The 14521-nt window shown below is 68.5% G+C and carries 14 protein-coding genes and 1 tRNA gene; 3 read left to right on the top strand and 12 right to left on the bottom strand.

Annotated elements, in window-relative coordinates; translation table 11 throughout:
- Window positions 1-48: 48 nt before the first annotated feature.
- Window positions 49-1143, top strand: coding sequence for a sirohydrochlorin chelatase (locus H8F24_RS13965; protein WP_231598298.1), 1095 nt, complete (start codon window positions 49-51; stop codon window positions 1141-1143).
- Between the two features lie 427 nt (window positions 1144-1570).
- Entirely contained in the window at window positions 1571-1816 is a 246-nt protein-coding gene (locus H8F24_RS13970; protein ID WP_197170022.1) for a DUF2811 domain-containing protein, read from the top strand.
- Window positions 1817-2038: 222 nt separating this feature from the next.
- Here H8F24_RS13970 and H8F24_RS13975 read toward each other — a convergent pair whose 3' ends face one another.
- Both H8F24_RS13975 and H8F24_RS13980 read right to left on the bottom strand, forming a co-directional pair.
- Complete coding sequence (locus tag H8F24_RS13975) at window positions 2039-3691, bottom strand: GMC oxidoreductase (protein WP_197172360.1); 1653 nt, start codon at window positions 3689-3691, stop codon at window positions 2039-2041.
- Window positions 3692-3802: 111 nt separating this feature from the next.
- On the bottom strand, window positions 3803-5125 hold the full coding sequence (locus H8F24_RS13980) for a Zn-dependent hydrolase (protein WP_231597844.1): 1323 nt from the start codon (window positions 5123-5125) through the stop codon (window positions 3803-3805).
- 313 nt (window positions 5126-5438) lie between these two features.
- On the opposite strand from H8F24_RS13980, the gene H8F24_RS13985 reads away from it, so the two are divergent.
- A complete protein-coding gene (locus tag H8F24_RS13985; RefSeq protein ID WP_197170023.1) occupies window positions 5439-6305 on the top strand; it encodes a DUF1028 domain-containing protein in 867 nt (288 codons plus the stop codon).
- A 6-nt stretch (window positions 6306-6311) separates the two neighbouring features.
- Here the strand turns inward: H8F24_RS13985 and asnB are convergent, their stop codons facing one another.
- The 10 genes from asnB to H8F24_RS14030 form a co-directional block, all read right to left on the bottom strand.
- Window positions 6312-8327, bottom strand: coding sequence for an asparagine synthase (glutamine-hydrolyzing) (asnB, locus tag H8F24_RS13990; RefSeq protein ID WP_197170024.1), 2016 nt, complete (start codon window positions 8325-8327; stop codon window positions 6312-6314).
- A gap of 68 nt (window positions 8328-8395) precedes the next feature.
- Window positions 8396-9496, bottom strand: coding sequence for an aspartate carbamoyltransferase (locus H8F24_RS13995; protein WP_231598299.1), 1101 nt, complete (start codon window positions 9494-9496; stop codon window positions 8396-8398).
- Window positions 9497-9650: 154 nt separating this feature from the next.
- Window positions 9651-9962, bottom strand: a complete 312-nt coding sequence (locus H8F24_RS14000) for a hypothetical protein (RefSeq protein WP_197172572.1) — start codon at window positions 9960-9962, stop codon at window positions 9651-9653.
- A gap of 22 nt (window positions 9963-9984) precedes the next feature.
- A complete protein-coding gene (locus H8F24_RS14005; RefSeq protein ID WP_197170026.1) occupies window positions 9985-11409 on the bottom strand; it encodes an urea transporter in 1425 nt (474 codons plus the stop codon).
- A 53-nt stretch (window positions 11410-11462) separates the two neighbouring features.
- The gene (locus H8F24_RS19960; RefSeq protein WP_255518211.1) at window positions 11463-11588 is read right to left on the bottom strand and encodes a hypothetical protein; all 126 of its coding nucleotides are present in this window, start codon (window positions 11586-11588) and stop codon (window positions 11463-11465) included.
- A gap of 99 nt (window positions 11589-11687) precedes the next feature.
- Window positions 11688-11764: transfer RNA gene (locus H8F24_RS14010), tRNA-Met, on the bottom strand.
- 87 nt (window positions 11765-11851) lie between these two features.
- Window positions 11852-12820, bottom strand: coding sequence for an asparaginase (locus tag H8F24_RS14015; protein WP_197154910.1), 969 nt, complete (start codon window positions 12818-12820; stop codon window positions 11852-11854).
- 57 nt (window positions 12821-12877) lie between these two features.
- Window positions 12878-13381, bottom strand: a complete 504-nt coding sequence (locus H8F24_RS14020; RefSeq protein WP_197170027.1) for a CGLD27 family protein — start codon at window positions 13379-13381, stop codon at window positions 12878-12880.
- A 17-nt stretch (window positions 13382-13398) separates the two neighbouring features.
- The gene (gene rsfS / locus H8F24_RS14025) at window positions 13399-13809 is read right to left on the bottom strand and encodes a ribosome silencing factor (protein WP_197154922.1); all 411 of its coding nucleotides are present in this window, start codon (window positions 13807-13809) and stop codon (window positions 13399-13401) included.
- Window positions 13802-14437 (bottom strand): DUF3318 domain-containing protein, encoded by a 636-nt coding sequence (locus tag H8F24_RS14030; RefSeq protein WP_197154924.1) that lies wholly within the window; start codon window positions 14435-14437, stop codon window positions 13802-13804. The genes rsfS and H8F24_RS14030 overlap by 8 nt, the downstream gene beginning before the upstream one ends.
- Between the last annotated feature and the right edge of the window lie 84 nt (window positions 14438-14521).

The raw sequence follows: 14521 nt of genomic DNA on the forward strand, positions 1-14521 counted from the left end.
ACCGCGTTGGATCGGCCACTGGAGAGTGCCCACGGACCGATCGGCGTGATGGTGTGCGGCCACGGCAGCCGCAACCGCCTGGCGGTGGCTGAGTTCGCCGCCCTGGCGGAGCAGCTGCGCGCCCGGCTGGCGCCGGTCCCGGTCGACTACGGCTATCTCGAGTTCGCCCGCCCGATCCTGCGCGATGGCCTCGAGCGGCTGCGGCAGCAGGGGGTGCGCCATGTGCTGGCGGTGCCGGCGATGCTGTTCGCCGCCGGCCACGCCAAGAACGACATCCCCTCGGTGCTCAACACCTACGCCGCCGAGACGGGCCTGGTGATCGACTACGGCCGCGAGCTGGGGGTGGATCTCAAGATGATCCAGGCGGCCGGTGCCCGTATCCGTGAAGCCATCGAGACTGCCGATGCCGCCGCCCGCGCCCGCGGCGAGGAGCCGGTGGGCCCGCACGACACCTGCCTGGTGGTGGTGGGGCGCGGCTCCTCCGATCCCGACGCCAACTCCAACGTGGCCAAGGTGACGCGGATGCTGGTGGAGGGCTTCGGCTTCGGCTGGGGTGAAACCGTCTATTCCGGCGTCACCTTTCCCCTGGTGGAGCCGGGGCTGCGGCAGGTGGTCAAGCTGGGCCACCGGCGGCTGGTGGTGTTCCCCTACTTCCTCTTTTCCGGCGTGCTGGTCAGCCGGATCCTGCAGCACAGCCAGCGCGTCGCCGACGACCACCCCGACGTGGAGATGGTGTCTGCGTCTTACCTGGGCGATCACCCGCTGGTGCTGGCCACCTTTGCCGAACGGGTCGACGAGGTGCTGCGGGGCGACACCGCCATGAACTGCTCGCTCTGTAAATACCGTGCCCAGGTGCTGGGCTTCGAGCGGGAGGTGGGGGCGCCGCAGCACAGCCATCACCACCATGTCGAGGGGCTGGTCGAGAGCTGCACCCTCTGCGAGCGCGAATGCACCGGCGCCTGCCAGCCGGATGGGGTGCCGATTCCCCTGGGGGGGGCAGCCGCTGCCCATAGCCACAGCCACGACCCTGCCCACAGCCACGATCACGCCCATGGGTCTGCGCAGGAGGCGGAGCCCGGCCATCACCATCCCCCCTATCCCCACGCCGACCACCCCCTGGGCCCACGAACCCTGCGCGGCTGAAGGGCAGCGTGAGGGCCGGCAGCAGGTCCAGCAGCAGGGCCAGCGCAGGTCTTGACCCTGGGATTCACGACCTGAGTCTCAAGAGACACGCTGACGATCAGCAGCGCTGATCGGTGTTGGCGGTCCGTCGGTTTCCCGGCTTCTCGGCGGTTTTCCCCAGAGCCATGCCTGTTTTTCCCCAGGTGTTCGGCTTGCGGCCCCGCTGGGATGGGGGGTGCTGGGGAATCGCCCGATTCCCCAGGCAACGCCCCTTGACACCGGTCCGTTCAGGGCGACGGTTGCGGGAATGGCCCCCTGGACCCTGGGTCGATCCCCTGCAGCAACAGAGATCTCAGCGGTGAGACCCCGGAGTGCAGGGCGGGGTCACGGCCTTTGACGGAGCACTGGCTGCCGTGGCCTACTGAAGGTCTCAATCGCTCAGGCGTTCATGGCAGCTCCCTCGGAAGGCTTCAGCGGCAGCATCGGCAGTGACCCTGCCCACAGCCGCGTCAGCCTCGAGGCCGAGGTGCCGGAAGCCCTGTTCGATGGCATGCGCGACTTCCTCGGTCACCATCCCCAGTGGGACCAGTACCGGCTGATGACCTCCGCCCTGGCCGGCTTCCTGTTTCAGAACGGCTGCACCGACAGCTGCGTGACGCAGCACTACCTCAACGGCCTGTTCCTGCGGCCCTGAGAATCGAACCATGCATCGGTTCAGGACGACACCCAATAAAAAAGGCGGGAGTGCCAACCCCCGCCCCTGGTTTCTCCCTTGCCCGACCCATTGGAAGGTCGCCCGCAAAGTGTGCGGGCAAGGCGCCCCAGGGATTGTGGTGACCGACACCGCTTTGGGCCCAGGGTGAGCAGCCCCTGACCAAAGCTTTGCGGCCCTGGCGACCCGTCCACGAGGCCTCAGTCAGGCCTCCAGGGCCTCGTCACCCCGCCCCAGCCGCTCGGCGGCGGCGGCGCAGGCGCGCCAGGTGATCGCCATCTCGGTGAGGGTGGGGCTCTGCCAGCCGGCCGTGGGCCAGCAGGCCCCATCCACCACCAGCAGGTTGGGGGCCCGCCAACACTGGTTCCAGCGGTTCACCACCCCGTCCGTTTCGCGGGCGGCCATGCGGGCCCCGCCCAGTTCGTGGATGTAGTAACCCGGCGGTGCCGCCCCTGGGGCGAAGGCGGCCCCACGCTTCACCAGGGGTTCCACCAGGGGCAGCACATAGAGCTGGTCCAGCGGCCGGATGGTGCCGCCGGCGCTGGTCACCGCCGCTTCGATGCGGCGGTGCATGTGATCCACCATCCGCCGCTCGTTCTCGCCCCAGCGGCAGTCGATGTGGGCGGCCGGTAGGCCAAAGCCGTCGCGCAGATCCGGATCGAGGCTCACCCGGTTGTGCGCCTGGGGCAGCACCTCGCCGTGGCCGATCAGGAAGCCCACCGCTTCGCCTGGCCGCCGCTGGAAGGGCCTCGGCGGATCCATGCGCTGGATCGCACACCAGAGCCCGTAGCCGCGCAAGAAATCCGGAGGAGGTTCGTCCGTCGCCCCGGCCAGTGCCCCAGTCTTGCCCAGCGCAGTGGTCTTCATGCTCGCGGGCAGGTTCACGGTGTTGGGGATGAAGCAGCTGCCCGCCCCCGACAGCTCCGTGGGCCCCTCAGGTGCCGGCTGGTCGGGGATCGAGAAGAAGCGGCTGGTGGAGATGTGATCCATCAGGTAGTGCCCCAACGTGCCGGAGGGATCCACCAGGCCGCCGCTGCGCTGCTCCTCGCTGGAGTGCAGCAGGATGCGCAGGGTCTCGATCGTGGAGGCGCACAGCACCACCAGTCGCGCCGTCTGGCGCTGCAGGTTGCCGCTGCGGCCATCGAGGAACACCACCGCCTCGGCGCGGTTGCCGCCGGCATCGAGCTCCACGTGGCTCACCACCGCCTCGCTGCGCAGCTGCACGCGCCCCGTGGCCCGCGCCCGGGCCAAGGCGCCGCCGGGGGAGCTGGAGGCGGGCCAGGGCTGCTCCGGGCTGGGCCGGTGCAGGGCAAAGCCGCGCGAGCAGATCAGGGGCAGGGCCAGGTCGCGCCCGATGCTGGCCCCCAGGTTCCGTTCCGCCGGGGTGAGGGGCAGGGGAGGCCGGGTGTCGCCATCGGGGAGCTGGGGCAGGCCATCGCGGTCGCCGTGCACCCCCAGAAACCGCTCCAGCCGGCTGTAGTACGGATCCAGATCGCGGCTGCCGATCGGCCAGCAGGGGCCGTGGCCATCCCGGTCGGCAGCCCGGAATTCGGCCTCCGACAGCCGCAGGGTGATGCCCCCCCAGGTGAGGCTCTTGCCGCCCACCTGGCGGCCGCGGCTCCAGAGAAAGGGCCGATCCGGCGGCGTGCTGTAGGGCAGGGCACGCTCATCCACGTAGAGCCGTGGGTTGGCCTTCCAGTAACCCGGGTGCTCGGCCTGCAGGCGCTGGTTGCCGGCCATCAGGCTGCTGATCCGCCGCAGGCTGTTGGCCGGTTCGCTGCCCAGGGCCTGGCGCGGGCTGAGATCAGGGCCGGCCTCCAGCACCAGCACCCGGGCGCCGGCTTCCGCCAGCACCATCGCCGCCACCCCACCGGTGGCCCCTGACCCCACCACGATCGCGTCCCAGGCTTCAGGGGAAGAGGAGGCCGGCACCAAGGGGCGGCGGGAATTGCTGCGGCGAAACTACTGCTAGGCCAGCTGGCGATCGAGGCGCAGCAGGCTGTCGAGCAGCACCTGCACCCCGGCGGCGCATTGCTGCGGCGAGGTGAACTCCTGGGCCGAATGGCTGACGCCGTCGCGGCTGGGCACGAACACCATGCCCATCAGGCTCAGACGGCCCATCTCCTGGGCGTCGTGGCTGGCGCGGCTCGGCAGGTGGGTGTGGCTGTAGCCGAGCGCCTCGCAGCTCTGCACGATCACCTCCTGGACGGCCGCCGCCGCAGGGGTGGGATCCACCACGAACTGCGGCTCCAGGGCGATGCGGGTGCGGCTGGCCACGGCGATGTTCTCGATCTTGCGCTGCAGGTGGGCGCGCATGTGATCAATCACGTCGTGGGAGAGATCGCGCATGTCGAGCGTCATCTCCACCCGCCCCGGCACGATGTTGGCCGCGTTGGGCCAGACCTGCAGCTTGCCCACCGTGGCCACCGGATCACCGGGGAAATGGCGGGCCATATCCTCGATCGCCAGCACCAGCTGGGCCGCCGTGGTGAGGGCATCGCGGCGCATTCCCATCGGTGTGGTGCCGGCATGGTTGGCCTGGCCGTCCACCGTGATGGTGTAGCGCTGCTGCCCCACCACTCCTTCCACCACGCCGATCTGCTTGCCCACCGCTTCGAGCACGCCCCCCTGCTCCACATGCAGCTCCAGGAAGCAGGCGAGGTCTTCGGGGCGCCGCTGGGCGGTGCTCCGCTGCTGCCAGTCGCCGCCGATCCGCTCCAGACAGGTGGCGATCGGCTCACCGATCGTGGTGCGGTAGGCCTCCGCTTCGGCGGGAGCCCGCCCCACCATCGACTTGCAGCCCACCATCGTGTTCTCCTCATCGGCGAAGACGATCACCTCGAGCGGGTGGTCCAGCTGAACCCCCGCCTCCTGCAGGGTCTGGGCCACCTCGAGGCCGCCCATCACCCCCAGGGCGCCGTCGTAGAGCCCACCGGAGGGCACGGTGTCGATGTGGGAGCCGGTGGCCAGGCAGCCGCGCTGCGGCGACCGGCCCGCCAGCCGGCCGATCAGGTTGCCGGCCGCATCGATCCGCACCTCCAGACCGGCCTCCTCCATCCAGCCCTGCACGAGGGCGCGGGCCTGCAGGTCTTCCGGGCTGAAGGCCAGCCGCCGGATCGCGCCGGAGGGTTGCCGGCCGATCCGGCCCAGCTGCTCGAGGCGGTCCGCCAGCCGGGTGTCATTGATCGACAGCGCCGGCAGGCGTTCGGGACTGGCCGCGGGCAGGCTGGATCCGCCCGGTTGGGCGCCGGCCAGGAGGTGGCTGGATCGGGGGTCGCTGGAGAGGGTCAAGGAACGCGGCGGCGGCGGAGCTGAAGCTGCTCTCGATCGTTGTCGTCGATTCTGGTCTTCATCAGCTCTCGATCAGCTCTCGATCAGGTCTCGATCAGGTCTTGATCAGGTCTGGATCAGGTCTGGATTCGGGCCTGGAACCTGATGGGCTCTGGAGGCGGCTGTTGCACGGCTCCGCTGGTGGTTCCGCTGGCGGCTCGGATGGTGGCTCGGATGGCGGCTCGGATGGTGGCGATGACGACAGCGCCACCAGCAGATTTACCTAACCTCGGTACCACTCATTTCTGGCCTGGGAACGCCTCTCCCGCCCCCGATGACCTACTCGATCGTCGCCTGGGATCCGTCCACCGGCATGACCGGGGTAGCCGTTGCCACCAAGCACCTGGCGGTGGGTTCTCTCGTGCCCCATGCCCGCGCTGGTGTGGGAGCAGTGGCCACCCAGTCGTCGACCAATCCCCTGCTCGGCCCCTGGGGCCTGGATCGTCTCACCCTGCTGCGGGGCACGCCTCAGCCCGTCTCCGTCGCCCAGACGGTGCTCGACTCGTTGATGCAGGACGATCCGGGCCGCGACCATCGCCAGGTGCATCTGGTCGACGCTGATGGCCGGGCGGCCGCCTGGACCGGCGCCCATTGCGGTGGCTGGGCGGGTCATCACACCGGTGAGGGCTATTCGGTGGCCGGAAATTTCCTCACGGGTCCCGAACCGGTGCAGGCGATGGCCGCGGCGTATGAGGCTGCCCTGGCTGCCGATCTGCCCTTCAGCGAGCGGTTGATGCGGGCCCTGGAGGCCGGTGAGGCGGCCGGTGGCGATCACCGCGGTCGTCAGTCGGCAGCGCTCTATGTGATGCACCAGGAGCTGTATCCCCTGCACGATTTCCGCGTCGATCACCACCCCGATCCCCTGGTGGCCCTGCGGGAGATCCTGGCGGAAACCACGCAGCCCTACTACACCTCCTTCCGCGACACCTTGCCGGTGCTGGCCAGTCTGCCTGCGCCCACCAGTGCATTTCCGCCACTGGTCGCCGTGCCTTCAAGCCATACGGCCGCCGTGCCACCAGCTCCTGCCGTGCCGGCTGCCGCACCTGCTTCGCTCACCCAGCCCGGGCTGGCGGCTGTGGAGCCGATCCGCCCCGCCCGCCGTCGCTGGACCTGGCCCGGGCTGCGGCGCCGGGTGGCCTGAGCGTCCTTACACCGTCCAGCCGAGTCGGTCGGCCTCGGCCCTTGCCCTTGCCGGCACATCGTCGGCCACGAAGAAGCGGTGCATGATCTGCACCCCGAGCAGGTGGTTGATCACGGCATCCATCTGCACCCGCTCGGCGGCCGTGGTGCCGGGATCGTCGTGGCGGGCGAACAGGGCCCGGACGCCCTCGACGCTCAGCAGACCGGCCGCCTCGATCGCCGTGTCGCTGAGATACTGATCCGCCAGCTCCATCATCCGGCCCCATTTGGCGGCATCGGTGTGGGCCGGTGGTGCCATGAAGGCGAACTTCTCGCGTTTGTAGAGCACCTCTGGCAGCAGGCCGCGCATGGCTTCGCGCAGCACGTATTTTTCGGTGCGGCCCTTGATGCGCAGCTCCGGCGGCACCTGCACCGCCACCGCCGCCAGGTGGTGATCGAGGAAGGCCGGGCGGGCCTCCATCGAGTTGGCCATGTCCACCCGGTCGCCACCCCAGGTGAGGATCTGGCCCTCGAGCATGGTCTTGATCCACACGTACTGGGCCTTGTCGAGGGCATGGCGCCCCTCCAGCTGGTCGCCATCGAGGGTGGCGGCGATGGCGGCGCCGGGCCGGTACCCCTCCAGCTCCTGCCGCAGCTCCGGATGGAGCAACGGCGGCACCAGGGGCGCGCAGGCCAGCCAGGGCTGCAGGCAGCTGGGGGTGAAGCCCACCACGGCCTCAAGGGCGGGATCCTCCACCGCGTCAGCGGCCAGCATCGCCCCCTGCACCAGGGCATTGCTCTCCTGCAGAGCCTCCTCCCATTCCTGCCGCTCCTGCGGCGGCAGCTCGTCGAGGCCGTGCAGGAACATGTCGCGGCGGAAGGCCGGGTAGCCGCCGAACAGCTCATCGGAGCCTTCGCCGGTCATCACCACCTTGTAATCCACCGCATGCACGTGGCGGCTCATCAGGTACTTGGCCACCGCCAGGGTGTTGTAGATCGTGCGTTCGGTGTGCCAGATCGTGGCCTCGAGGTGGCCGTAGAGATCCGCCGCCGCCAGGGTCATCACGTCCTGCTCGGCGCCCGTGGCCTCGGCCATCTCCCGGGCGATCGGCGTTTCGTCGTAGCGGCTGTCGTCGAAGCCGATCGTGAACGCCTTCACCGGGTTCTGGCTGATCGCCGCCGCCAGCCCCAGGATCGAGCAGGAGTCGATACCGCCGGAGAGATAACAACCCACCGGCACGTCCGCCACCATCCGCGCTTCCACCGCTTCGAGCAGGGCCTCCCGCACGGCGTCCACATGCTCCTGCTCGCTGCGGCCCCGGTCGCGGTCGTGGCTCCTGGGGAAGTCCACATCCCAGTAGCGCTCGTCGGTGATGCTGAGCTCGCCCCCCGGTCGCCGGCTGATCCGCACCAGGTGGCCGGGCTTCACCTGGTGGATCCCTTCGAAGGCGGTGGTGCCGGGCACCATCGTCTGCATCAGCTGGTGAAACAGGCCGGTGGCACTGAAGCGCCGCTGCACCGACGGATGGGCGAACAGCACCTTCAGCTCCGAGCCGAACACGATGCCGTCGTCGGTTTCGCACCAGTACTGGGGTTTGATGCCGAACCGGTCGCGCACCAGGGTGAGGCTGTCATCACCGCGGTCGTAGAGGGCGAAGGCGAACTCACCGCGCAGCTGGGGCAGGGTGCGCGCCAGGCCGTCGCGCAGGTAGAGCCGCAGCAGGATCTCCGAGTCGCTCTTGGTGGTGAAGCGCACCCCCTCCGCCTCCAGGCGGGCGCGGATGCGCTGGAAGTCGTAGAACTCGCCGTTGTGGGCCATCAGCACCCGGCCGTCCTCCGAGAGGAACGGCTGGCGGGCCCGCTGCTCATTGAGGTCGATGATCGAGAGGCGCGCGTGGCAGAAGCCCACGCCGGCGTCGTTGAGCACCTCGTAGCCGAAACCATCCGGGCCGCGGTGGACCTGGATCGCCGCCATGTTCACCAGGATCTGGGGATCGACCGGCTGGTCGCGATGGCGATGGACGATGCCGCCGATGCCGCACATGGATTCGTTCCTCTCTGGGTTGGGGCGTGGGAAGTGATGGGCCGCAGTGGCCGGTTGGGCTGGTCAGGTCAGATCACGTCGAGCACACGCTCGGTGCGTTCCACCATGCAGGTGAGCAGGGCCATGCGCACGAACACGGCGCCGCGGGCCTGGGAGAAGTACCAGTTGTGGGGCGTGCGGTCGAGGCTGGTGCAGAGCTCCACGCCGCGGGCCAGCGGATGCAGCACCATCGCGCCGGGCTTGAGGGGGAGATCGGCGCTGAGCCGGAAGCTGCGGCCATGGGTCTCATAGCCGTCGCCCACCCAGGCGATGGCGTTGATGTAGATCACATCCAGTTCTCCCAGCTCGCTGCGCAGGTCGGTGCTGGTGCTCAGCACCAGCCCGGCTTCCTCCAGTTCCTCCCGCTGCCCCGGATCGAAGATCTGCTCGGGGGACAGGCCCGGGTCGTGAAAGATCACCACCTCACGGGCCATGGTGGGGAAGTGGGCCAGGGTGCGCAGCAGGCTCCGCACCGTCCGCATCCGGTTCGGCAGCCCCACGATGCCGATCCGCACCTGGGCACTGGCGGGCACGGCGGCCTGGCAGAGCTCCGGCCGCCACTTGAACATCGTGTAGAGATCCGCCATCGCCTGGGTGGGATGCTCATCGGTGCCGTTGCCGGCATTGATGATCGGGATCCGCAGGGAGCGGGTCATCTGATACACCGAGTCTTCCACCGAGTCGCGCAGCACCACGCAGTCGCCGTAGTGGTTGAACATCTCGCCGATGTCGGCGTAAGACTCCCCTTTGGCGATGCCGGTGGTGGAGCGGTCACCGATGGTGATCGTCTCGCCGCCGAGGCGGTGCCAGGCACTGGCGAAGGAGAGGCGGGTGCGGGTGCTGGGCTCGAAGAAGGCGTTGATCAGGATCTTGCCGGTGAGCGGCTTGTTGATGCGGATGTAGCGCTCCGGGTTGCTCTCGAACTTGGCCGCCAGCCGGAACAGCTGCAGCAGGGTGCCCGCCTCGAACTGGCCGCTGGCGATCACGTGCTGTGTGGCCAGGGGCTGCAGCGGCTCGCCGATCTCAGGGATGCTGGCCAGCAGCGCCTTGGGGTGGGCGCTGCCGTACACGTCCGGGCAGTGGCGATCGAACTGGGTCGCATCGATCAGTTCGGTTCGCCGTCGCTGCAGTGCTGTCACCCCGATTCGTGCGCCTGACCGATCGTTCCACACCTGGCGCCACGGTGGTGGGAGCCGATGTAACTCTGCCAGGGCTTTTACGATTGTTTTTCGTTTTTGCCGCCGAAATGTCTGTGACCCGCCGATAGGGCCTGAACCCCGCGTCTCACCAGACCCGGCCGTGGCGCAGTTCATGCAGCCAGATGCCCACCAGGATCAAGGTGGCGGCCAGCAGGCCCACGATGCTGCCTTGCACGATCAGCTGGAACAGCAGGCTGCCGGCCAGCAGCTGCGGAGCGTCGTCAGCGGTGGCAGGCGATGCCGCCGCCCTGCCGGCCAGGTTGGCCAGCCCCCAGAGGCCGGCGAGGAGAAGGCCGGCCCCCACACCACTGCGCCTGGACAGCAGCCGCCAGCGGGATGAAGGGGGCCTGGGGCTGGGAGGCGCGGAATCGGAATCGGCGGATCGGAAGCGAGCCATGGCGGCAGAAAGGAAGCGGTGATCAGGTGCGGGCCAGGGTTCGCCAGTCGAACGTCTCCGGGGCCAGGCGGGTGCCGATCACCATCACCAGCGCCGAGACGCTGGCCGAGAGCAGGGCGGCGCAGTAGGGAGCGATCAGCACGTAGGCCGTCAGCCCCACCGCCGACCCGATCAGCATCGCCAGCAGGGCGGCCGTGCGGTTCGCCGTTTTCCAGTAGAGCCCGCAGGCGATCGGCCAGATCGTGGAGGCCACCAGCGCTCCGGTGAACAGCAGCAACTGGTACATCGAGGTGATGTAGTTCCAGGAGAGCAGCACCGTGACCAGGCCCAGCCCCACCACGATCTGGCGGGCGGCGCGCTTCACTTCAGCATCACTCGCCTCGGGCCGCAGCATCTTGACGTACACATCCTCGGCCAGCAGATCGGCGGTGGAGGCCAGCAGCGAATCGAGGGTGGAGGTGAGCGAGGAGAAGATGATCACGAACACCATCATGGCGCCGGCCGAACCCAGCAATTTGGCGGCCACGATCGGAAACACCATGTTCACCTGCGGCACCTCGAAGTTCTGAGCCAGGGCCATCAGCGCGATCGAGCCGGTCACGATCGGCACGGTGAACCAGGCGAAGCCGCCGAACACAAAGGAGCGAAACACCACCGATTCGCGGCTGGCGAACACGCGCGACCACCAGATGTTGTTGTGAAACACCTCTCCCATGCTGAACAGGCCCGTGTTCCAGGCGAACAGCAGGCCCGCCGGCAGCAGCAGGTTGAGGCGGGAGGGGTGATCGCTGGCCAGGCGCGCATAGATCTCGCCGGCGCCGAAGTGGCTGTACCCCAGCACGGCGACCACTACCAGGATCGCCATGATCAGCAGCGACTGGATGAAGTCCGTGCCCACCACGGCGCGCATGCCGCCGAACAGGGTGTAGACGGTGGACACACCGATCACCACCAGCATGCCGAGCCGGTAATCGAAGCCCGAGAGCGCCTGCAGCAGCAGGCCCGCCCCCATGCCCTGGGTGATCAGGAAGCCGGCGGTGTACACCATGGTGATCACCAGAAACACGGCCCAGACCAACCGGCCATAGCGCAGCCGCACGAAGTCGCCGCTGGTGCGGGCCGTGGGCATCACCCGCTTGATCCGGATCGCCAGGGGGGCGAACAGCAGCAGCCCCAGGCCGGCCAGGGCGTAGCCGAACATGCCCCAGAGACCAAGGGTGTAGCCCACCTCCGGGGCCGCCAGGGTGGTGTTGCCCGTCACCCAGCTGGCCATCAGCGTGGCCGTGCTCAGGGCCAGACCGATGTTGCGGCCGGCCAGCAGATAATCGTCCGCATCGCCGCCGGATCCGCGGCGGCCCCACCAGATCCCGAGGCTGATCCAGAGAACCGAGAAGGCGATCAGCAGAAACCAGGCGATGCCCGGGTCCAGCAGGGGCGTGTCGGTCATGGCGCGGGGCGAACGGTGTGGGAGAGCACGGAAGGCTGGATCAGATCACCGGATCAGGAGGGGTCGAAGGGATCGCGGCCCTGCCAGTACCAATGCCCCCGCAGGATCATCACCACCGTGGCCAGGGTGACGATTCCCCCAAGGCTGAACAGCAGCACGGCCTGGTGGAATTCGCTCACGGAGTTCTGGAAGGTTGGGGATGCAGGGATGGCACCAGGATCGGGCTGGATACAAAAAAAGCCCCCGGGAATCCGAGAGCTTGATTGAGATCGTCAAGTTGGTGGCGGGGGCGAGATTTGAACTCGCGACCTTCGGGTTATGAGCCCGACGAGCTACCAGACTGCTCTACCCCGCGGCGACCCCAGAAAGATAACACCTGGGGTGTCCGTCCTGAACCTTGGAGCCCCTGAAGCCCCGCCCGGCAGCACAGTTGAAGCGTGGCTCAGTCGAAGCGCAGTTCGCCGTTCACCTGCAGCTGGAGGTGCGGCGCGGGTTGCAGGAAGCGGCCCCGCAATTCATCGAGGGTCATGGGCATCAGCCAGTCGAGCTGTTCCAGCAGGTGCAGCGCCACGGCGTGCTTGGCGCGGGAGGAGCCGTCTTCCACCTTGATCGCCACGCCCAGACCCTCCCCCACGCGGCTGAGGCACTGGATGCCCTCGGCGCCGCCCTTGCTCACCACCTGGCCGTGGCTGTGGCGCATCAGCTCGGTGTCGAAGCGGCCTTCGCCGGCCACCAGCTCGGGGTGAGCCAGCATCGCCCGCGAGAGCCGCTCCAGGTCGGGCTGCTGCGAGGCTCCCAGGTGGGCGAACAACAGGGCCATCTGGGCCAGCTGCAGCTGCAGGGTCGGGGCGCCGCAGTCGTCCCGCGCCGACACCAGCTCGGCCGCAGGCAGGGCCAGCAGCTCCGCCACCCGCTTGCGCACCTCCTGCTGCAGGGGATGGTCATCGAGCAGGTAGGTCTCGCGCGACCAGCCCATGCGCCGGCAGGCGGCCAGAAAGGCGGCATGTTTGCCGGAACAGTTGTGTTCCAGCGGACTGGTGGCGCCCGCCGGAACGGGGCACTGCAGCTGCTCGGTTTCCAGGTCCGCCTGCCAGAGCAGCCTGAAGGCCTCGCGGGCATGGGCGGGGGTGCCGGCATGGGAGGCACAGGCGATGGCCAGGCTCCGATCACTGCTGTCCCCCATGTCGGCGGCGCCGCAGCTCACGAACACGGTGGCCTGGAACGGCTTCTGGGCCGAGCGCATGAAGCTGAGCCGCTGGGGGTCGCCTGCCCGCATCAGCACCCGGCCGCGCTGATCGCACACCACGGCGTGAACCCGGTGGCTGGATTCCGGAATCCCCTCCCGCAGGAGGCGCACCTCCAGGGGCGGAATCCCGGGCCGGGAGCTGCCGAAGCTGGAGGACAGAGTCATGCGGACGTCATGAATCAGCGGGTGAACACCTCCGGCCTGCGGGTGCCCGGCAGAGGTTCAGAGAGCCTGACAGAGGCTGGTCCCGCAGAACAGCAGGCCAGCGGCAAGGGCCAACGCCTGCTGCAGCCGCCGCAGCACCGGCCGCACCTGGTGCTTGGAGACCAGCAGATCCTGACTTCGCCAGGCCAGCGGCTTCTCCCAGACCTGGCCGTCGTACCAGCCGGATTCCTCGTACTCCACCCGCTCCGAGAGCAGCCGCTTGTGCACGTAGGTCCAGCCCAGCCACTGGCGCAGCAGCAGCAGCAGGGGAACCACTACCGCCGCCACCAGGCCCGAGAGGATCAATCGTGGCGGGTCATGGCGCAGGGGCACACTGCCGCTGGCGATCAGCAGGGTGAGCGGTGCCACCAGCAGCCAGCTGATCGCCAGGGGCCGCAGCAGCCCGGCCAGATCGTTGGACGGCCAGGCGAAGAACCAGGAGCGGCAGAGCTGGCCGTACTCCTCCAGCGGACGCTGTTCCGGCGGCACCGGACAGGGGGTGTCGATCGCCGGGCCAGCCATCGGACGTGATGCGTCCGTCAGGACGCCGAAAGCTGCGCAGAGCCTAGATAGCGCTGCTGTTCGCCGTGGCCCCAGAACGCTTCCAGGTCGTAGAAGCTGCGCTCGTCCGGGGTGAGCACATGCACGATCACCTCGCCGTAATCGATCAACACCCAGCGTCCTTCGGCCTGGCCCTCACGGCGCAGCGGCAGACGGCCCGCCTCGGCTTCGAGCCGGTCTTCCACTGAGCGGGCGATGGCACGCACCTGCACGTCCGACAGACCGCTGCAGATCACGAACCAGTCGGCCAGCGATGACACTTCATCGACCCGGATCAGGCGGATGTCCACGGCCTTGCGGTCGTCGCAGGCGTCAGCGGCCAGGCGGGCCAGGGCCTCACTGTCCTGGGGGTCGATGGTGCTGAGTGCTGGGGCGGAGGCTTCAGCCATAGACGTTCTCGCTGGTGACGGACTGACGGGACCCCTGCTGCTGGGCCATCTCGGCGCGGGCCCGCTCAGCGCTCTTGCGCAGGGCTTCGAGCCGGTCTTCGTAGAAGCCGCGCTTTTTCTTCTTGCGGGTCTGCTCCACCAGCACCTTGAGGGCACCGCCGAGGCTCTTGTAGGCGTTGGGCAGGCTGTAGCCGAAGCGGGTGGCCAGGTCAATCGCCCGCTCATCCGCCGCGATGGCGTCCTGCAGGCGCTTTTCGGAATTGTTCTTCAGGTAGAGCCGGTAGCCGGCGAAGCCGGAGAGGCCCAGGGCCATCAGCAGCAGCAGGCCGTCCTGCACCCAGAGTTCGCCGATGGCGCCGCCGAGGCCGATGGCCAGGGCCGCCATTTCCCAGCCATCGCGAGGAACGGCATCGTTCTGGATGCGGCCCACCTCATGCCAGAAAAGCAGGTTGCGGTGGTCGAGGGCCAGTTGGTCCCAGCTCTCCAGGTCGACCTGGATCTCGACCTCGTCACGACCGATCTCCTCGATGGTGATCAGGGGTGGATCGGCGGAGGCGGCCGCTTCCACGAACACCCAGCTCTGCATTTCCGGTGGCAGCTGCCCCTTCAGGCGCTGGAGTTCACTCATCGACAGACGCACCAGTGGATCCTGATTCCACGTTAGCGAGGGCCTGGCTCAAGGTGATATTGGTGCCATCCAGCACGGGAACCA

The organism is Synechococcus sp. CBW1002 (genome assembly GCF_015840915.1).
Classification (GTDB): domain Bacteria; phylum Cyanobacteriota; class Cyanobacteriia; order PCC-6307; family Cyanobiaceae; genus CBW1002.